General features: G+C 69.3%; 15 protein-coding genes, 1 tRNA gene and 1 pseudogene. 11 read left to right on the forward strand and 6 right to left on the reverse strand.

Translation table 11 applies throughout. The features are described from left to right. Window positions 1–140 precede the first annotated feature (140 nt). The 4 genes from tdh to ACIP4X_RS21045 are packed head-to-tail and all read left to right on the forward strand — an operon-like array spanning window position 141 to window position 3,768. Window positions 141–1,169 carry an L-threonine 3-dehydrogenase gene (gene tdh / locus ACIP4X_RS21030; RefSeq protein WP_358730438.1) on the forward strand — a complete coding sequence of 343 codons (1,029 nt, stop codon included), beginning with the start codon at window positions 141–143 and terminating at the stop codon, window positions 1,167–1,169. Between the two features lie 43 nt (window positions 1,170–1,212). Next, window positions 1,213–2,412: a glycine C-acetyltransferase gene (locus ACIP4X_RS21035; RefSeq protein WP_358730439.1), complete on the forward strand. Its 1,200-nt coding sequence runs from the start codon at window positions 1,213–1,215 to the stop codon at window positions 2,410–2,412. A gap of 42 nt (window positions 2,413–2,454) precedes the next feature. Next, window positions 2,455–3,357 carry a LysR family transcriptional regulator gene (locus tag ACIP4X_RS21040; protein ID WP_358730440.1) on the forward strand — a complete coding sequence of 301 codons (903 nt, stop codon included), beginning with the start codon at window positions 2,455–2,457 and terminating at the stop codon, window positions 3,355–3,357. Window positions 3,358–3,408: 51 nt separating this feature from the next. After that, window positions 3,409–3,768, forward strand: a complete 360-nt coding sequence (locus ACIP4X_RS21045) for an MmcQ/YjbR family DNA-binding protein (protein ID WP_358730441.1) — start codon at window positions 3,409–3,411, stop codon at window positions 3,766–3,768. A gap of 85 nt (window positions 3,769–3,853) precedes the next feature. Here the strand turns inward: ACIP4X_RS21045 and ACIP4X_RS21050 are convergent, their stop codons facing one another. After that, complete coding sequence (locus tag ACIP4X_RS21050; RefSeq protein WP_401349928.1) at window positions 3,854–4,804, reverse strand: beta-ketoacyl-ACP synthase III; 951 nt, start codon at window positions 4,802–4,804, stop codon at window positions 3,854–3,856. A 108-nt stretch (window positions 4,805–4,912) separates the two neighbouring features. Between ACIP4X_RS21050 and ACIP4X_RS21055 the strand changes: the two genes are divergently transcribed. Beyond that, window positions 4,913–5,515, forward strand: coding sequence for a TetR/AcrR family transcriptional regulator (locus ACIP4X_RS21055; protein ID WP_358730442.1), 603 nt, complete (start codon window positions 4,913–4,915; stop codon window positions 5,513–5,515). Window positions 5,516–5,800: 285 nt separating this feature from the next. Beyond that, entirely contained in the window at window positions 5,801–7,102 is a 1,302-nt protein-coding gene (locus tag ACIP4X_RS21060) for an MFS transporter (protein ID WP_391460081.1), read from the forward strand. 368 nt (window positions 7,103–7,470) lie between these two features. Here the strand turns inward: ACIP4X_RS21060 and ACIP4X_RS21065 are convergent. Together ACIP4X_RS21065 and ACIP4X_RS21070 are read right to left on the reverse strand one after the other, a co-directional pair. Continuing rightward, window positions 7,471–8,352 (reverse strand): annotated as a pseudogene (locus ACIP4X_RS21065) (transketolase family protein); the annotation flags it as partial. A gap of 65 nt (window positions 8,353–8,417) precedes the next feature. Continuing rightward, the gene (locus ACIP4X_RS21070; RefSeq protein WP_358730445.1) at window positions 8,418–9,125 is read right to left on the reverse strand and encodes a transketolase; all 708 of its coding nucleotides are present in this window, start codon (window positions 9,123–9,125) and stop codon (window positions 8,418–8,420) included. A gap of 147 nt (window positions 9,126–9,272) precedes the next feature. On the opposite strand from ACIP4X_RS21070, the gene ACIP4X_RS21075 reads away from it, so the two are divergent. The 5 genes from ACIP4X_RS21075 to ACIP4X_RS21095 all read left to right on the forward strand — a co-directional run bounded on the left by ACIP4X_RS21075 (window position 9,273) and on the right by ACIP4X_RS21095 (window position 17,254). Beyond that, window positions 9,273–9,346 (forward strand) — tRNA-Pro (locus ACIP4X_RS21075). Between the two features lie 235 nt (window positions 9,347–9,581). After that, a protein-coding gene (locus ACIP4X_RS21080) for an IS3 family transposase (protein ID WP_391460076.1) occupies window positions 9,582–11,050 on the forward strand; the annotation gives its coding sequence in 2 pieces (ribosomal slippage) (window positions 9,582–9,966 and window positions 9,966–11,050; 1,470 coding nt in all). A gap of 838 nt (window positions 11,051–11,888) precedes the next feature. After that, complete coding sequence (locus ACIP4X_RS21085; RefSeq protein WP_401349932.1) at window positions 11,889–15,356, forward strand: hypothetical protein; 3,468 nt, start codon at window positions 11,889–11,891, stop codon at window positions 15,354–15,356. Between the two features lie 20 nt (window positions 15,357–15,376). Then, a complete protein-coding gene (locus ACIP4X_RS21090) occupies window positions 15,377–16,276 on the forward strand; it encodes a hypothetical protein (RefSeq protein WP_391454724.1) in 900 nt (299 codons plus the stop codon). A gap of 657 nt (window positions 16,277–16,933) precedes the next feature. Beyond that, window positions 16,934–17,254 (forward strand): hypothetical protein, encoded by a 321-nt coding sequence (locus ACIP4X_RS21095; protein WP_358730446.1) that lies wholly within the window; start codon window positions 16,934–16,936, stop codon window positions 17,252–17,254. A gap of 35 nt (window positions 17,255–17,289) precedes the next feature. On the opposite strand, the gene ACIP4X_RS21100 is transcribed toward ACIP4X_RS21095, so the two are convergent. The 3 genes from ACIP4X_RS21100 to ACIP4X_RS21110 form a co-directional block, all read right to left on the reverse strand. Continuing rightward, on the reverse strand, window positions 17,290–17,733 hold the full coding sequence (locus ACIP4X_RS21100; RefSeq protein WP_358730447.1) for an antibiotic biosynthesis monooxygenase family protein: 444 nt from the start codon (window positions 17,731–17,733) through the stop codon (window positions 17,290–17,292). Window positions 17,734–17,831: 98 nt separating this feature from the next. Then, the gene (locus tag ACIP4X_RS21105; protein WP_391454723.1) at window positions 17,832–18,401 is read right to left on the reverse strand and encodes a GNAT family N-acetyltransferase; all 570 of its coding nucleotides are present in this window, start codon (window positions 18,399–18,401) and stop codon (window positions 17,832–17,834) included. Next, on the reverse strand, window positions 18,401–18,961 hold the full coding sequence (locus ACIP4X_RS21110) for a hypothetical protein (RefSeq protein WP_391454722.1): 561 nt from the start codon (window positions 18,959–18,961) through the stop codon (window positions 18,401–18,403). The genes ACIP4X_RS21105 and ACIP4X_RS21110 overlap by 1 nt, the downstream gene beginning before the upstream one ends. Window positions 18,962–19,095 lie beyond the last annotated feature (134 nt).

The raw sequence follows: 19,095 nt of genomic DNA on the forward strand, positions 1-19,095 counted from the left end.
AGCTGTGGCCGCGCTTAAGAAAACCTCGATGGACCGGCGTGCCGCAGTACGGCAGATTGCTGGTGGAATCCACCCCTCCCCCGGACGCGGGCTGCCCCTCATGCCCTGGTCCGGGGCCCGTAAGCACAGGAGCGGTAGCGTTGAAGGCGCTGGTCAAGCAGAAGGCGGAGCCCGGGTTGTGGCTCGCGGACGTCCCCGAGCCCGTCATCGGACCCGGTGACGTACTGATCAAGGTCCTGCGGACCGGCATCTGCGGCACCGACCTGCACATCCGGGCCTGGGACGGCTGGGCCCAGCAGGCGATCCGCACCCCGCTCGTGGTCGGTCACGAGTTCGTCGGCGAGGTCGTCGAGACCGGCGCGGACGTCGACGACATCAAGCCGGGCGACCGGGTCAGCGGCGAGGGCCACCTGGTGTGCGGCAAGTGCCGCAACTGTCTGGCCGGACGCCGCCACCTGTGCCGGGCCACCATCGGCCTCGGCGTGGGACGCGACGGCGCGTTCGCCGAGTACGTCGCCCTGCCCGCCACCAACGTCTGGGTGCACCGCGTCCCCGTCGACCTCGACATCGCCGCGATCTTCGACCCGTTCGGCAACGCCGTGCACACCGCGCTGTCCTTCCCGCTGGTCGGCGAGGACGTCCTGATCACCGGCGCCGGCCCGATCGGCCTGATGGCGGCGGCCGTCGCACGGCACGCCGGCGCGCGCAACGTCGTCATCACCGACGTGAGCGAGGAGCGGCTGGAACTGGCCCGCAAGATCGGCGTCAGCCTCGCCCTCGACGTGTCCCGGGACACGATCGCCGAGGGGCAGCGCACGCTCGGCCTGCGCGAGGGCTTCGACATCGGCCTGGAGATGTCCGGCCGCCCCGAGGCGATGCGCGACATGATCGCGAACATGACGCACGGCGGCAGGATCGCGATGCTGGGCCTGCCCGCCCAGGAGTTCCCCGTCGACTGGGCCCGCGTCGTCACCTCGATGATCACCATCAAGGGCATCTACGGCCGGGAGATGTTCGAGACCTGGTACGCCATGTCGGTACTCCTGGAGGGCGGCCTCGACCTCGCCCCCGTCATCACCGGCCGGTACGGCTACGAGGACTTCGAGGAGGCCTTCGCCGACGCGGCCAGCGGCAAGGGCGGAAAGATCATCCTCGACTGGACCGCGTGACCGCCTCCCCTCTCTTCCGCCGGCACCTTCAAGGAGCACCCTGATGTTCGACTCCGTGCGCGACGACCTGCGCGCCACCCTCGACGAGATCCGCGCCGCCGGGCTGCACAAGCCCGAGCGCGTCATCGGCACCCCGCAGTCCGCGACCGTCGAGGTCACCGCGGGCGGCCGCCCCGGCGAGGTCCTCAACTTCTGCGCCAACAACTACCTCGGCCTCGCCGACCACCCCGAGGTCGTCACCGCCGCCCACGAGGCGCTGGACCGCTGGGGCTACGGCATGGCCTCCGTGCGCTTCATCTGCGGCACCCAGGAGGTGCACAAGGAGCTGGAGGCCCGGCTGTCGGCGTTCCTCGGCCAGGAGGACACGATCCTGTACTCCTCCTGCTTCGACGCCAACGGCGGCGTGTTCGAGACGCTGCTCGGCCCCGAGGACGCGGTCATCTCCGACGCCCTCAACCACGCCTCGATCATCGACGGCATCCGGCTCTCCAAGGCCCGCCGCTTCCGCTACGCCAACCGCGATCTCGCGGACCTGGAGCGCCAGTTGAAGGAGGCCACCGAGGGCGGGGCGCGCCGCAAGCTGGTCGTCACCGACGGCGTGTTCTCGATGGACGGCTATGTGGCGCCGCTGCGCGAGATCTGCGATCTCGCCGACCGCTACGACGCCATGGTCATGGTCGACGACTCCCACGCCGTCGGCTTCGTCGGCCCCGGCGGCCGCGGCACCCCCGAACTGCACGGCGTCATGGACCGCGTGGACATCATCACCGGCACCCTCGGCAAGGCGCTCGGCGGCGCCTCCGGCGGCTACGTCGCCGCCCGCGCCGAGATCGTCGCTCTGCTGCGCCAGCGCTCCCGGCCGTACCTGTTCTCCAACACGCTCGCCCCGGTGATCGCGGCGGCCTCCCTGAAGGTGCTGGACCTACTGGAGTCCGCGGACGACCTGCGGACCCGGCTCGCCGAGAACACCGCGCTGTTCCGCCGCCGGATGACCGAGGAGGGCTTCGACATCCTCCCCGGCGACCACGCCATCGCCCCGGTGATGATCGGCGACGCGGCCGAGGCGGGCCGCATGGCGGAGCTGCTCCTGGAACGCGGCGTGTACGTGATCGGCTTCTCCTTCCCGGTCGTGCCGCAGGGCCAGGCGCGCATCCGCGTGCAGCTCTCCGCCGCGCACTCCATCGAGGACGTGAACCGTGCGGTGGACGCGTTCGTCGCGGCGCGCGCCGAGCTGCAGGGCTGAGCCGGAGGCCGACAGGTCCCAGGTCTTGCGATAATCGTTCGCATGATCGAAGCGCGGCGGCTGCACATCCTCCGTGCGGTGGCCGACCACCGCACGGTGACCGCCGCTGCCGCCGCGCTCTACCTCACCCCCTCGGCCGTCTCGCAGCAGCTCACCGCCCTGGAGCAGGAGACCGGCCACCGGCTGGTCGAGCGCGGCGCCAAGGGCGTACGGCTGACCCCGGCCGGGGAGATCCTCCTCGGCCACACCAACGCGGTCCTCGCCCAGCTGGAGCGGGCGGAGGCCGAACTCGCCGCCTACGGCTCCGGCGAGGCCGGCACGGTGACGGTCGCCGCCTTCGCCACGGGCATCGCACAGGTGGTGGCGCCCGCGGTGGCCCGCCTGGCCGGTACGGCGCCCGGTATCCGCATCCGCGTGCGGGACGCGGAGGGCGACGCCAGCCTGCCCATGGTGCTGGACCGGCAGGTCGACGTGGCGGTCGCCGTCGAGTACCGGGGCGCGCCGTCCGCCGACGACCCCCGGCTGACCCACGTACCGCTGTACGCCGAGCCGTTCGACGCGGTCGTCCCGGTCGCCCACCGGCTGGCCGGCGCCGCCGAGGTCCAGCTCGCCGAGCTGGCCAAGGACCCCTGGATCAGCCCCTACCCCGGCAACCCCTGCCACGACGTGGTCGTCCTGGCCTGCGAGAGCGCCGGCTTCCAGCCCCGCCTGGAACACTCCTCCGACGACTTCCGCGCCGTCGTCGCCCTCGCCTCGGCCGACGCGGGAGTGGCCCTCGTCCCGCGCTCCGCGCTGCGCGGCATGGACCTCACGGGCGTGGTCGTCCGGCCCGTGGACGGCGTGGCGCCCACCCGCCGGGTCTTCGCGGCGGTGCGCCGGGGCGCCGAGGGGCACCCGCTGATCCGCCCGGTGCTCCAGGCCCTGGACGAGGCGGCGCGGGCGTAGCGCCCGCCGGCCCCGGGGCGGCTGTCAGTGGCACGGGTTAGCGTGCGTGGCATGCCGGATGCCCATGACGTACGCCGTATCGCCCTGTCCCTGCCGGACACCACCGAGAAGACCGCCTGGAGCATGCCCACGTTCCGGGTCGCGGGGAAGATGTTCGCCACCCTGCCGGAGGAGGAGACCTCCATCGCCGTGCGCTGTCCCAAGGAGGAGCGGGACGAACTGGTCCTGGCCGAGCCGGAGAAGTTCTGGATCGCCGGTCATGAGGCGCAGTTCGCCTGGGTACGGGTCCGGCTCGCCGCGCTGGAGGACGAGGCCGAGCTGCGGGACATCCTGGCGGACTCCTGGCGCCAGGCGGCTCCGCCGCGGCTGCTGGAATCCCACCCGGAACTGGGACTGCCCACCGCCCGCTGAAAACCCCTCGGGCGTCGTCATCTGCGACAGGCCCCCGCTTCCGGCGTCCTCCCGTAGACCTGGGCGTAGAGCATCGGCCCGCCTCTCAGGGGCAGGTGACGACCTGGCCGGCCCAGGACAGGCCTCCGCCGAAGCTGAACAGCAGCACCGGGGCGCCGGCGGGTACCTCGCCGCGCTCGACGAGCTTGGACAGCGCGAGCGGGACCGAGGCGGCGGAGGTGTTGCCCGAGTCGACGACGTCCCGGGCGATCACGACGTCATCGCGCAGTGCGAGGCGTCGGGTCAGTGCCTCGATGATCCGCAGATTGGCCTGATGGGTGACGACGGCAGCGAGGTCGGTGGTGGCGATGCCCGCACGGTGGCAGGCGTCCTCGGCGATGGCGGGCAGTTCGCTGGTGGCCCAGCGGAAGACCGTCTGGCCCTCTTGGGTGAACTTCGGCTGCCAGGCGCCCTGCAGCCGCACCGCGTTCCCGCGGGTCGGGTCGGAGCCCCAGACGACGGGGCCGATGCCCTCGTGGCCCGCCTCCGTCGAACTGATCAGGGCCGCGCCCGCGCCGTCGCCCAGGAGAACGCAGGTGCTGCGGTCACTCCAGTCGGTGACGTCGGACATCTTCTCGGCACCGATGACGAGGGCGTGCCGGGCCGCTCCCGCCTTGAGCGAGTGATCCGCGCAGGCCAGGGCCGTGGTGAAACCGGCGCAGCCGTTGTTCAGATCGAAGCAGACGGCGGACGGGATCTCCAGGCGAGCGGCGACCTGGGCCGCGATGGAGGGGCAACGGTCGACGGCGGAGCAGGTCGCGACCGTCACCAGGCCGATCTCTGACGGTGCGAGGCCGGAGGTGGCCAGGGCCTTCGCCGCGGCGGCCGAGGCCATGTCGGTGACGGACTCGTCCTCACCCGCGACCCTGCGGGTGGCGATCCCGGTGCGCCGGCGGATCCACTCGTCGCTGGTCTCCACAAGCTGCTCCAGGTCCGCGTTGCTCAGCATGCGGGACGGCTGATGGTGGCCCATTGAGGCGATACGGGTTCCCGGCATCGAGTTCTCCTCGGTCGGACTGCGTGGCAGGTCGGGTGGTGCCCGCCGGAATATAGCAACCGATCGGTCGGAAGCTAAAGAGGCGGTGAGCGGCTACCATGCCTGGTCATGAGTCCTCGCAACTCCGTCCTTGAGGCCGGCCGCACCCGTCAGCGCATCGTTGACCGCGCCCTGACTCTCGCGTCCGTGGATGGCCTGGAGGGGCTGACCATCGGCCGGCTGGCAACCGAACTGGGGATGAGCAAGGCGGGCGTGCTCGGCCACTTCGGCACGAAGGAGAGCCTGCAACTCGCCGTCGTGGACGCCGCGGCGGAGATGTTCGCCCGCGAGGTGCCGCAACGAGCCCGGGGCGTGTCGCCGGGACTGGCGCACCTGAGCGCGTTGTGTGAGGCATGGGTCTCGTACCTTGAACGTGAGTTGCTGCCCGGCGGCTGCTTCTTCACCGCCGTGGCGGCGGAGTTCGACGGCCGCGGCGGACCGGTGCGTGATGCCATCGCCGGCCTGGACTCGCTCTGGCGCCGCGACCTGAGCATCCACATCCGTCACGCCGTCACCGTCGGCGACCTGCCGGCGGATACCGACCCCGACCAACTGGTGTACGAGCTGGTCGGGATCATGCTGGCTCTCAACCACTCCCTGCAGCTCCATCACGACGAGCAAGCACCTGGACGCGCCCGACGCGCAGTGCGACGGCTTCTGGAGGCCCACTGACGAAGCGTCGGTGTTGATCTTTCGGTGTCGCAAACTGGCCTCGCAATAAGAAATCGATGGCACAGCACAGCCGTGGCATGATCCGGAGACAGTGGGGCCGGCCGGCGCGGGAGGGGTCGCGGTCGGCCGGGGAGTGGGGGATCGGTCGGGGAGGGGAGTGCCGCAGGGATGGGCGGGACGTCGTCGCAGTCGTCGCAGCAGTCGGCGGGGGAGTCACCGGGACGCGATGACCTCGCTGCCGCTGCCGGAGCGGGGGGCCGAGTCGGGGCCGGGGCCGGGGGCGGAGTGGGCGACGGCGGGCGGGCGCGGTCGGTGTGGTCGCGGGACTTCGCGCTGTTCTTCACCGCGCGGGCCGTCGCCCGGCTCGGCGACACCATGCTGCCGGTCGCCCTCGCCGCGGGCCTGCTCCAGCACGGGTACGGCGCGGGCGCGGTCGGCCTCGCCATGGCCTCCACGGCCGCCGCGTTCGCCGGTCTCGTGGTCTTCGGCGGGGTCATCGCCGACCGGTTCAGTACCCGCAAGCTGATGATCGGCGCCGACCTGGTGCGGGTCGTCACCCAGTCCCTGGCCGCCGTGCTCTTCTACTCCGGGCACGTGGTGCTCTGGGAGGTCTGCGCGATCGGCCTCGTCAACGGCGTGGCGGGCGCCGTGTTCCAGCCCGGGGTGGCGAGCACGGTGCCCCGGCTCGCCTCCGACGTCCAGGCGGCCAACGGCGCCATACGCATCGCCGAGTCCGCGGCCCAGCTCGCGGGCCCCGCCGCCGCGGGCCTGCTCGTCGGCTTCGCCTCACCCGGCGGAGTGTTCGCGGCGCACGCCGCCACCTACGGGGTCAGCGCCCTGTGCCTGCTCCTGCTCCGGCTGCCCGCGCTCACCCGGACCGTCGCCCCGGACGCCACCGCGACCGGTGCCTTCACAGCGGATCTGGTCGAGGGATGGCGGGAGTTCAGGGCCAGGTCATGGCTCTGGAGCGTCATCGCCGTCTGGTGTCTGTACATGATCGCCGTCTGGGGTCCGACCGTCCCGCTGGTGGCGACCGAAGTCGTCCAGCAGCACGGACCGCGCGCCTACGGCCTGATCAACTCCGCCCTCGGCGCCGGCACCGTCGTCGGCGGCTTCCTCGCCCTGCGGCTGCGCCCCCGCCGTATGCTGCGCGCCGGCGCGTTCGCCCTGTTCGCCTTCGCCGGCTTCCCGGCGACGGTCGGGGCCGGCCTCGGCGTGCCGGCCATGGCGGCGGGCGCCGCCGTAGCCGGGGCGGGCATGTCGTTCTGGGGTGTGATGTGGGCGACCAGCGTCCAGACCCAGGTCCCCTCCGACGTCCTCAACCGCATCCACGCCTACGACGTGGCGGGCTCCCTGGCCATGATGCCCGTGGGCCAGGCCCTGGCGGGCCCGGCCGCCACCGCGCTCGGCGCGGACCACGTGCTGCTGGTGTCCGCCGCGATGAGCCTCGTCGTCCCGGTGGTCCTGCTGGCGGTGCCCGCGATACGCGGCCTCATACGGGCCGACGCGCGCGGCCCTCATGGCGCGCACGCACCCGAGGGGACCGTGGAGGCGGCACCCGCCCGAACGCACCCCGAACCGCACTGACGGGGCGACTCCGGTCCCGGGGCCCGACTGCCGCCACCCTGCCTTCGCGGGAAAACCTTCAGGCATCGGCCTTGAGTCACCTCGCCTTCGGGTGCCCGAGGGCCCGAGGTGCCTGCGATACCGGCGCCCTGGGCCGGGACCGGGCGCCCCGCGGCCTGCCTCCAGGCGGACGCTCTACGGATACCGGCCTTGAGGCAGCCGGCCTTCAGGTGCCCGAGGTGCCGGCCCCGCTCCAGGGCCGGGCGTCCCCCAGTCTGCCTCCGTGCGGACGGTCTTCGGATACTGGCCTTGAGGTACCCGCCTTCAGAGGCTCTCGGCGCCCGAGGGGTCCCCGATGCCCACCCCGGCGGCCCGGGTGCCGAGGAACGCGAGATCCGTTCCCGCAGCGACCGGGCGTCGAGCCCGTGCGCGGCGGTGTGCTCCTCCGCCGTCCCGTAGCGCCGCAGCTCCGCGCGGCGCACGCCGAGCCCCAGGACGCGGTGCGGGACGTCGCGCAGCGCGTCGTTCGCCGCCGACGTCGACGTGCCCGCCAGGTACGGCTCGACCAGCACGACGTCCGTACCGGCTGCCTCCGTGGCCCGGCGCAGCGCGGCCGCGTCGAAGGGCCGTACTGTCGTCGCGTAGAGCACGGTGGCGTCCAGGCCCTCCGTCGCGGTGAGTACGTCGTCGAGCAGGGGCCCGACGGCGACCACCACGCCCGAGCGGCCCTCGCGGACGGTCACGAAGTGCTCGCCGTCGACCGGGCGGCGGTGGGCGTTCGACTGCACGGACAGCCGTACGTAGACCTTGTCGTCGCCCGCGCCGACGGCGTGCCGCAGCAGTGTCTCGGCCTCGTCCGGGTGCCCGGGCACATGCACGGTCCAGCCGTCCAGGGTGTCGAGCAGTGCCACGTCGCCGGGTGCCATGTGGGTGTAGCCGCCCGCGGGCCAGTCGAAGGAGGCGGCGGCGCTGACCAGCACCGCGCCCACGCCCTGGTGCCCGAGATCCAGTTTGACCTGTTCGAAGGGACGCTCGACGAGGAAGCTCGCGAACGTGTGCAGGACGGGGCGCATACCGGTCAGCGCCAGCCCGGCGCCGACTCCGACGAGGAGCTGCTCGCGGATGCCGACGTTGATCACCCGGTCGGGATGCCGGCGCCACGCGTCGGTGAAACCGTCCTTGCCGATCTCGGCGATGACGACCGCCACCCGTGGATCCTGATCGAGCAGGCGCGAGACGGCCGGAGCGAGTCGGTCACGCATGGTGTCCATGAAAGTCGAGCCCTTCTGTATCGGGAAGTCGGGGATACGGGAATACGGGGATACGGGGTTCCGGATCACGGGTTCTTCGGCTCCACCCGGGCCACCACCACGTGCGGGCGGCCCGGATGCGGCGCGGTGAACGCGGCGTACAGCGCCTCGTGGTCGCGGCCGTCGACGCTCGCCGTCGACCAGCCCGCCACCTCGAAGCGGGCCGCGATCCCGCCGGGACGGGCATGACTGGCGGAGGCGTTGTCGACGACGACGGTGTGCAACTGTTCGAGTCCGGCGGGCCCGGCGAAGGCGATGGCCTCGTGGTTGCTGCCCTCGTCCAGTTCGGCGTCCCCGGTCAGCACCCACACGCGGGGCCGCTTCAGCCCCTGGGCGCGCAGCCCCAGGGCCGTGCCGACGGCGATGGGCAGCCCGTGCCCGAGCGACCCGCTGCCGATCTCGGCGCCCGGCACCAGAGTGCGGTCCGGATGGTGGCCGAGCGGGGAGTCGTAGCTGCCGAAGTCCGGCAGCCAGTCGACCGGCACGAAGCCCTTCGCGGCGAGCACCGCGTAGTACGCCATCGGACCGTGCCCCTTCGACAGCAGGAACCGGTCCCGCTCGGGGTCGGCCCGCTGCTCCGGGCTGACCCTGAGCACCCGGTCGTAGAGCACCCAGAGCACGTCCAGCGTGGACGTGGCCGCCGGTCCGTGCTTCTCGTCGCCGGTCATGAACCGCATCAGTGCGGGCAGATCGTCGTAGCCGTGGGCGCGTTCGGTCCCCTCGATGATCGTCATGCCACGATGGTGCGACCTCAACCAAACTTGAGGTCAAGTAGCGCCACCCCGGCACCGCCGGACAAAACCCGTGCGCGACCACCGACCTGAGTGCGGTATTGTTTTCCTGCGCGTTCAGCCAGGGGAAACCCCAGGTCAGACGGGCAACGGGACGTGGCGCAGCTTGGTAGCGCACTTGACTGGGGGTCAAGGGGTCGCAGGTTCAAATCCTGTCGTCCCGACTTAACGAAGTCGCAGGTCAGGGGTCGTTTCAGAGCAATCTGAAACGACCCCTTGATCATTCCTGGGGTCCATTTGGGGACCAGCGCACTTGACTGATCCGAAGCGCACCTTGACTGGGTCAAGGTGCGCTTCCTGCTCCGATGACGTCGTAGAGGTCCCTCTCTGTCAAAGTAGGTCGAGTCAGGCATACTGGATGATTCATTGAGTCGAGGGCGGAGAAGGAGTAGTGCCCGGGTGGCCGGCACCAACGACCACGGGACCCCTGATCCGCAGGTAGCAGCCCGCTCGACCGGCCCGCGCCGGTATACCGCGGAGTACAAGGCGAGGATCCTCGCCGAGTACGAGACGCTCGACAAGAAGGGCAAGGGTGCCCTGCTGCGCAGGGAGGGCCTGTATTCGTCGTTGATCACGACGTGGCGGCAGCAGCGGGACAAGGGCGCCCAGGCGGCGCTCGCCGCGCCGGCCGGACGGCCGAAGGCGGACCCGCGGGACCGGGAGATCGCGAAGCTGAAGGCGGAGAAGGCCCGCCTTCAGGCCGACCTCGCCAAGGCCCGCACCGTGATCGAGGTGCAGGGAAAACTCTCCGCGCTGCTCGACCAGTTCGCCACGGACAGCGCCCCGAACCGGAACGGCGAGAAGAACCAGTGACCGAGGCCCGGTCCGCGGCCGTGTTCGACGCTGCCCGCGACCAGGCCCTCGAGGAGCTCACCGGGCTGGTCGGACGCGTCCGGGCGTGCACCGCGCTCGGCGTGAGCCGGGCCACCTACTACCGCCACCACCGCCGCAGCCCGGCCCCGGAGCGGCCGCGGCGGGAACGACGCCGGCACCCCCGCGCTCTCGCGCCCGAAGAGGAGATACGGGTCTTCGACGTGCTCCACTGCCCGGAGTTCGCCGACATGGCGCCCGCCGAGATCTACGCGGTTCTCCTGGACCGGGGCGTCTACCTGTGCTCGGAGTCGACGATGTACCGGCTCCTGCGACGCCGTGGCGAGGTCCGTGAACGCCGCCGCCAGGCCGCCCATGCGCCCCGGACCGTGCCCGAGCTGGTCGCCGAGGGCCCGAACTGGGTCTGGAGCTGGGACATCACCAGGCTGAAGGGGCCGGTCACGGGCGTCTCCTACTGCCTCTACACGATCACCGACATCTTCAGCCGCTACACGGTCGGCTGGATGATCGCCGATCGGGAGAACAAGGACCTCGCCGAACGGTTCCTGTCCGAGACGATCGCCAAGTACGGCATCGAGCCAGGCCGGTTGACGATCCACTCGGACCGTGGGTCCCCGATGGTCGCGCAGAACGTCGCCCAGATGATGGCCGCTCTCGGTGTCACCACGTCGCATTCACGGCCGAAGACATCGAACGACAACCCGTACAGCGAGAGCCAGTACAAGACCCTGAAATACCGGCACGACTTCCCCGAGCGTTTCGGCTCCCTCGAGGACGCCCGGGCGTGGTGCACCCACTTCTTCGCCTGGTACAACGAGGAACACCGGCACTCCGGGATCGGCCTGCACACCCCCTACGACGTGCACTTCGGCCTCGCCGGGCAGTTCCGCGAGATGCGCGCCGACGTTCTCCGGGCGGTCTACGCGAAGCACCCCGAGCGCTTCGTCCGTAAACCGCCCGAGCCGCCGAAACTCCCCGCAGCGGCCTGGATCAACAAGCCGGCACCGGACGGCCCACTGATCCCGGCACAGCGTTAGAACGATCTGCCTGCCTTGATCGCTTTGACAGGTTCCGGTCCCCTCCCGACCGGGGCCGCTCCAGCGCGGCCCTTCCAGATCTGGATGTAGCAGCCTCCACCGACAGAGCCCCGGCGCATCACCCCGGCTTTGAGATCGAATCAGCCACCACCCGAACGCGCTCTCCTTGCACGTGAGCGGCCGGTGAACGACAGGCTGAACAGGGCTTCTCAGGGGTTGTTCCTGTCGCCGAACATGGTGCGGCAGGGAGAAAGCGAGCAGAGAGCCCAGGTTACGGTTGGCTCAGTACTGGGGGAGTTCGGCGGGAAAGGGCGGGGGTGAGCTCCCGGCGCACGCGCTTTTGTGCATCGCGTGCCCGGGGCGCTGGTCGGCGGCGGCCAGGGAGAAGGGCTCACTGGGAGGCCGACCAATGGCGCCTCTGCCTGCCCGCCAGTCGAGGTCGGACGACTCCAGCCGCAGCCGCGCCTGGAACCTCCAGCGCCGGCGTCTGCAGGCAGATCTGCAGCGCGTAGGCGTTCGGCCGGAGCAGTCGGCAACATGGGAGAGGAGGCAGGACCCACGCCCCGACTGAGCTGAAGCGCGGGCGCGCTTGCTGTTGGTGAGCTGCTTCCGAGTACGCATGTCCGTGGCATTGATACGCGCTTGGGACGGCGAGGAGCAGCCGGAAGTCCGGTCGCGAATCTGGTGATGCCGGAACGCCCTGAGTAATCTGCTGCCGCAGCCCGGGCTGCTGCCCGAGTTGTGGTAGCGCAGCACGCAGGCAAGGGGGTTGGGCCGATGGCAACGGCCCGTCAGTCCCTATGATGGGCAGTCTTCAGCGCAACTTGCGAGGAGAGCGATGACAACCCAGTACGAGGATCTGATTGACCGCCTCGAACAAGGACCTAGCTTCCTCCTCCTCGGCCAGAAGTATCTATGCCTGGAGAGCGGCGAGGATCCGCTGGTCGGAGCGGTCTCACGGTCAGCGGAGGACCTTGCCAACGCACCCGATCTGTACTCGCTCTTGCTGAGGGTCCGCGGCGAGAAGCGCGAGGCGGTGCTCGCCAGTCTGACCAGGGTCGCGGCTGAACTGACTGCACCGGCCTGGCTCAATGTGGTGGCCGGTCTGCCGTGGAACGGGGTGTTCAGCACCGCGGTCGATTCCCTGTTTCTGCGCGCACTGCGAAGCAACTGGCGCCAGGTGCAGCCGGTCGCTGCCTCGACCTTCCGGCCCTCGGCGCCGCGGAGTACGAATCATGTCCAGGCCGTTCTCCTCTTCGGAGGCGCCGACCAACCGCCTGAGAACCAGCCGCCGACCGGTCGGCTCGGGCTTGGCGCACGCAAGGCGGAGGCCAGAGCGCTCGCGCAGCGTCTCCCGGACGAGCTCATCACTCCTCGGGGCGTTCTGGTCATCGAGGCATGGGGGGTCGACGATTGGTTCGACTCCGAGGACCTGTACGGAGTCCTCTCCCGCCTTGGGCACGGCCAGGCGCATCTGTTTTCGGCGAGCTCCGCCGAACTCGCCGACGAGTTCCTCGCGGCAGCGATCGCCGAGGGCACTCTGGTTGCTCACGCGGAGGACTTTGCGAGCTATGTCGAGGAGGCCCGACGGCGCGGGCGGCTGACCGACCTCCAGCGCTTCGATTCCGGCGGCCACCGGATCAGACACGGCGGTGATTTCCATGAGGTCCCTCGGGACATTTGGAGCGCCGTCACCGCATTCGGGCAGCCGATCGATGCAGACTTGCTCGCGGCGCCGCCAACCCAATCGCAAGAACTGCGATACCTGCGGTTCCGGGAGTTCCTTGGAGCAACAGAGTCATCGAACATCTGGTCAGCGATCAACAGCGGACTCGCGTTCCGTCGGGACTACGAGACGGACCTGCGCGAACGCGTGGACACAGCCTTGACAGGCCGGGGTCTGCTAGAGCGCCCACTGCTGCTCGAAGGGCAGACCGGCAGTGGAAAGACGATCGCCTTGGCCTCGCTCGCTTACTCAGTCGCACGTGAGGGCCAACATGCAGTCCTGCACATTCCTCGACGGGCGATCCGGCCGTCCTTCGAAGCGATCGACTCCTTCTGCGAATGGGTGGAGAACACGTCCGTCCCGACCACTCTGCTGGTGTGGGACGGGATGATTGATCCCGACGAGTACTTCCGGCTGGCGAAATACCTCGACGCCCGGGGCCGCAAGGCCGTGCTGGTCGGTAGTTGCTATCGCACGAACGAGCGCAGGACCCGGCAGGTCATCGAGGCACCTGCGTCGCTGGCCAGCGGCGAGATGAAGCGCTTCGCCCAGCACCTCGAATCCTTGGGGATCACCATCCACGATAGGGATAGGCCCCTGATCGAGAAAGACAACACCTTCCTCTCCGCCCTCTACCGGCTCCTGCCGGAGAGCAGGGGTACGGTTAGTGGCGGCCTGGTACTCGAACTGAGGCACACCGAAACGGCGTTGACTGCTGCGATTCGTACGTCGTCCAACTACTCGCCGCCGAGCGCGATGGCCGCGGCGCTGGCGAGGGCCGGCCTGGTCGACAGCCTGGCTTCGGCGCTGCGGGACATAGGGGAGGGCACCGGCGCGTCCACTTACCAGGGGCCGTACGAGCGTCTGGTCAATGTGGTGCTTGTGGCCTCCCGGCACGGACAGTCCATTCCCCTCGAACTCGCACTGCGGGTCGTGGGACGCGACGGTGTCCGCAACCTGCCCCAGCTGCTTGGCAGAGTCGATCTCATCCGCTGGCAGGAGGACCGCGGAGGCAACTACCTGCTGTCCGCGCGTAACGAACTCGAAGCTCAGATTCTGGTGACTGCCGAGCGGATCAGCGAGGAGTCCGAGATTAAGGCGTTGGCGGAAGTCCTCTCGGAGGTGCGACCCGACAGTACGCTCTCCGGCGGGGGCGAGGTGCAGTTTGCGGTGGACCTTCTTAACCGCATAGGTCCACAGGGCGAGCAGGAAGGCCGCTTCGCACCGCACTTCCTCCGGATCGCGGACGCGATCTCCCATGCCAACCGGGCCAGCGTGGTGCCGAACCAGCGACTCGCCCTGCTTGAGACGAACTTGTGCCGAAAATGGGTCAAGTACGCCCAGCGTGGGCAGCTTTCCGACGCGAACGAACGCGCCCGAATCCTGGAACGCGCCGAGCAGGTAGTGGAGGAGGCGCTGGCGACGTTGCCGCCCTCGCCTCGCCCTGGGTTGCGTGCCAACCTGCTAGTGGAGCAGGCGAGTGTCGCGGGTTCGAAGCTTTACGAGCTGCTGCGCAGCGGGCCAGACGGTTCGGTTCCGTCGCCGGTGCCAGCCGACCTCGTCAACGGACTCGTTGATCGTGTACAGCGCGTCACCTCGGACTCGATGCGTCTCTCAGCCGACAAGTACTACCCTATGGACGTTCTCTGCTGGGTCACCATCGACGTGCTCGAGAGGAAGGTGCTTCCCGAGCGGGAAGCTACCGTGATGCTCTCGGAGTGCATCTCCAGGCTGCTGCTCTTCGACGTCGCCGACCTCAGCGAGAAGCAGGAAGCCAAGTACAACGCGCGCTTCGCCGACCTCGCAGCCCTCGCGCGCGACGACAGGGTTGCTGACGAGCGGCTTCGGGAGCTGGCGAAGCACGATGAACCACTTGCCGCGTACCTCTACGCGCTTCGGGTGAGCGGACTCCTGCGGAACGCACCGGTACCGGCGGGCGTTCAAGCGGCGTTGGCTCACCTGAAGTCGCATGATGCCGCGATGAACGACCGGCGCTGCCTGCGGTTGCTCGTGGATCTGTTCTGGCTGGCCAAGACCGGACACCGGTTTATGGGAGGCGAACGTCTCACGCTGCCACTCACCCGCGAGGACTGGATCGAGTGTCGCGACCTCGCGGACCGGCTGAGAGCTGCGGACGAGTTGTCCTTGCTGCGGGTTGAGTTCATGCGCGCCCTCGCATTCTTCCACCTAGGGCTTGTCAACGCCGCCTATGGCGCGTTCCGAACGGCCGAGCAGCAGTCGCTCACGTTTCGTCGGCGGGTCGTATCCATGTACATGGCCAGCGATTCTTCTGGCAGCCCTCTGAGGTTCCACCCGGTGATCCGCCAGTTGGACGCGGACCAGCGCAAGGGCAGGTGTTGGGTGGAAGAGCTAGCGCGCGAAGTCGCGTTCCAGACACATGATTTCGCGATCTCTGACCCTAGGCCGGGGATGGCCCTGCCGGACTCCCATGTGGCCTTTAATCTTCGCGGGCCGATCCTCGAACCCATGCGTAGCCCGGGGGGACGGAGGGGGCCCACCGTCACCTCGCGTCTTGGCGTTCCGTTGCCGTCGATCATGCCCCGACGGGGGCGGAAGTGATTGCCGCCTCAGGACCGGCTTTGCTTGCCACGCTCTCCGAACTAGAGCGGCGCAAAACCGAGTTGGAAATGCTGTGCGATGCACTGACCTCATGTCCGGTGGGGGACCCGGTCACGGCACCTCGCCCGGTTCTGTCCAGCCCGCAGCACGGCTTCGTCACCACGACCATCTGGCTCAGTTCCTGGCTGGAGGAGGCGTGGAAGGCGAGCATGAAGTACCTGCTTGGCCAGGCACCCAGGGTGGAGGTGGACCCGACCGAGGCGGAGCGGTTCAGACATGTTCTCGGCCGGCTGCGGACGTTTTTCGCCCACAACCTCGACCCCAGCAACACGCGGGATCGCGGCACCCGTGATACCTGCTATGCATGGTTCAAGGATGCCTGTGGCTCGCGCGTCCCTGGCGACGATCAGTGGGAGCACTGTCTGGAGGCATTGCTCGAATCGGCTCTGCGATGCCTGCAACTGGCCATCGAGGTCGCCCGGGCCATAGAGCGCCACGCCGACAGCGCGACGCTGTCTAATATGTGGAGGGACCGGCTCAGCCGCACGGATGTCGTGGTCAACTATCTTGGCGAGCTGCAGAGGGCGGCTGGCGATCTGGGTTGTGGAGGTCTGAATCTCAATCAGGTACGTGACCGCTACAGCAGACGCTGGGCGGAGGCCCTCTCCCTCATCCCTGCGAGTGCCGACCTTGATACGGCCACGACCCGCCGCATGGAGCAGGCTCTTCTCGCAGAGACCGGTCGGCTGCTGCCAGTCACAGCTGCCGATGTAATGGAACGGCTTGCGCTAAACCCGGGTGAATCGGTGGAAGTAGCGCTGCGGCTAGCACAGGTTCTCTACAGCCTGAAGCCGACCCTGGACCGTTCCTCACTACTGGATAGCCTGGTCGAGAACTGGGATCAGATGAAGGGTCAGTAGTATCGGCTTGGCATTGGCTCGCATGCTGAGGGCAGGACAGCGGAAGCGCAAGATAGATTGGCCGGAACACGCTCCCGGCGATGCGCCGCGAAGGTGATCACGATCGCGACCCGTGGGTGGGTCAGCTTGATCGCAGCATCGGCCACTGCGAAGTTGGCGCCGAGTGAAGTCAGCTCGCTCCTTTGCTGACGCACGACTCCTAGCTGGCTTCCTGATGGCAAAACAGCAGGTGTGCTGTGGGGACCAGTTGGGGACCACACGGCACGCACGGTGGTGGACGGCGCACGTCATCGCGCACAACTTGCACCCGGATTAAGTCTGTTATGTACAGAAAATACCCGTGGCCCTCACTCCTGGGGGTCAAGGGGTCGCAGGTTCAAATCCTGTCGTCCCGACTGGAGACAGTCGCAGAACAAGGGCCGGTTTCGGATACATCCGAAACCGGCCTTTGATCATTCTTGGTGACCAGTCGGGGACCAGCGTGCTTGACCGGGGTCAGCGGGTCATGACGCTCGGGCTCGGCAGGGAGCGCGGCGCGCAGCACGCTGAAGTGTGCGGAGAGCGCTGCACCGGCGGCCGTGATCAGGATGTGGATCTGGACTCCTGCGTCGGCGAACCAGGTCAGTCCGGTGTGCCGGAGGTCATGGCGGCGAACCGGTGCTGCCCGACAGGGTGAACGCTGAGCAGTACGAACAGCAACTGTCCAAGAGTGACAGCGCGTTCGGCACCGTCACCTTTGGCACCGTGGAGAACGACGGCCCCGACGCGGAAAACACCCGGACGTTCACCATTGCCCCCAGTGCGTTCTTGGCCTCCGAGACGCAGTACGGTCCGGCTGCCAACATCAACGCCAGTGGCACGGCGACGTGGGCGAAGAAGCACTGGAACGACCGTGCCGAGTACAAGCAGGACTGCACCGACTTCTGCGGCGCCTGCAGACCGACCACATCGACCTGTACCAGATGCACCGACGTATGAGATCGCGTCCACGGCCGCAGCGCATCCCACGGCCCCTATACCTTGCTCGGCGCCGCTGCCTGATCCCGCGAGGCGCTGCCGCACGGCGCGTTGGCGTGAGTGGCTGTGCCGGTGGGGGCAGTCGCGTTTCCCGGAGTGCTGTGGCCGGCTTTCGGGTGGTGGGAGGCGACGCGGAAGAGGCGGGGCTGGACGTCGATGGCGATGGTTGCCGCCTGGTTCATGTGGATCCGGGCCTCGGGATTGTTCAGCATGGCGCGGTAATGCGCCTCGCTCTCCCACTGCGCGTAGTTGATGACGCGTTCGCCGTCCTCGCTGGCGTGGAAGTTGGCGCAGATGAAGCCCGGCTGATGCTTCATCGTCTCCTCCGTGGCGTGCGCCAGCAGTGCGATCAACTCGTACTGGCGCTGCGGTTCAACGGTGAAGACGTTGATCAGCGTGGCGACCGGGCGGTCGCTCTCGATCCTTGCGGTAACGGTCATGATGCCATTGCTTCCATTACCCGGGTCGGGTTCTGCCGCTCCGGCATCCCAACCACTCCAACGGTGGCGCGGCCGGCTTCCTCGATGACTCCGGAGGATCACAGAGGTAGGGCAGTGAGCGACCGGGCTGGGTGGTTCGGGCCGAGAAAGACGGCGATGCCCTTGCCGCCGGGGGAGGGGTGGGTGGCCTGGGCCCAGCCCTGCCGCCGGTGGAAGGCCATGGCGCTGGGCGACCGGACAGAGGTGAGCAGCCAGGAACGGCCCTCAGGGGCGTCTTCGATGACCGCCTGGAGCAGCTCGGCCGCGAGTCCGGTGCCGCGGACGTCGCAGCGGACGGCGAGTTCGTCGATCTCCCTGGCGTCGCACAGCCACTTCGCGGTGCGCTCGGGACCGAGGGCGGCGGCCTGCGGGTAGCAGCGATCGGTGGGGAAGGGGATGAGGGTGGTCCACGCGGTGCCGAAACCGACGACCTCGCGGCCTGCGAAGGCGAGCGCGGCGGTGAAGCCCGGGCGTCGAACGTTCACCGGAAGCCGCGCGGCGAACTCGGCCGCCTTCTCCTCGTCCTCGTACCAGGGTGGAGCGCAGAAGGCGTCGGCGTAGACGGAGCGCAGGGCGGAGGTGTGCGCGAGGAGGTCGCCGCCGCCTGTGAAGAAACGTATGTCCGCCATCAGGCCGCCACCGTCCCGGCCGCCGCGACAGGGTGCAGGGTCGAGTACTCCAGTGGCGCGGACGGGTCGACCGACACGTCCAGCGGCGCCGGTTCGGCTCCGGCCCGTACGAGGAGGTCGCCGACAGCGGCGATCATCGCACCGTTGTCCGTGCACAGTCCGAGTGGCGGCACCCGCAGCGCGATGCCGGCCGCGCGGCAGCGCTCCTCGGCCAGCGAGCGCACCCGCGAGTTGGCGGCCACCCCGTCGACCACGACCAGTGTGCCCACACCGTGCTCGACACAGGCCGCCACCGCCTTGCGGGTCAGCACGTCGGCGATGGCCTCCTGGAGTGCGGCGGCGCCGTCGGCCACCGGCAGCTCCCGCCCGGTGTGCCCCTCGGCCCAGCGGGCGGCGGCCGTCTTCAGCCCGGAGAAGGAGAAGTCGTACGAGCCCGGCAGTGGACGCGGGAAGGGGACGGTACGTGGATCCCCCACGCGTGCTGCCCGGTCGATGGCCGGTCCTCCCGGATATGGCAGCCCGAAGACCCGCGCGACCTTGTCGAAGCACTCGCCGGGCATCCCCGCTGTCTCCCGCACAGTCCTGCGTGACGCCGAGGTGCTGATCGGCGGCCCGCGCCGGCCAGAGCTGCGTCGCCGCGCTGCCGCGCGATCCGTGACAGCCGCCTGTACCCGCCGGAGCGGGAGCGGTTCTC

Origin of the sequence: Streptomyces sp. NPDC088817 (assembly GCF_044750345.1) — a bacterium.
Lineage (GTDB): Bacteria > Actinomycetota > Actinomycetes > Streptomycetales > Streptomycetaceae > Streptomyces.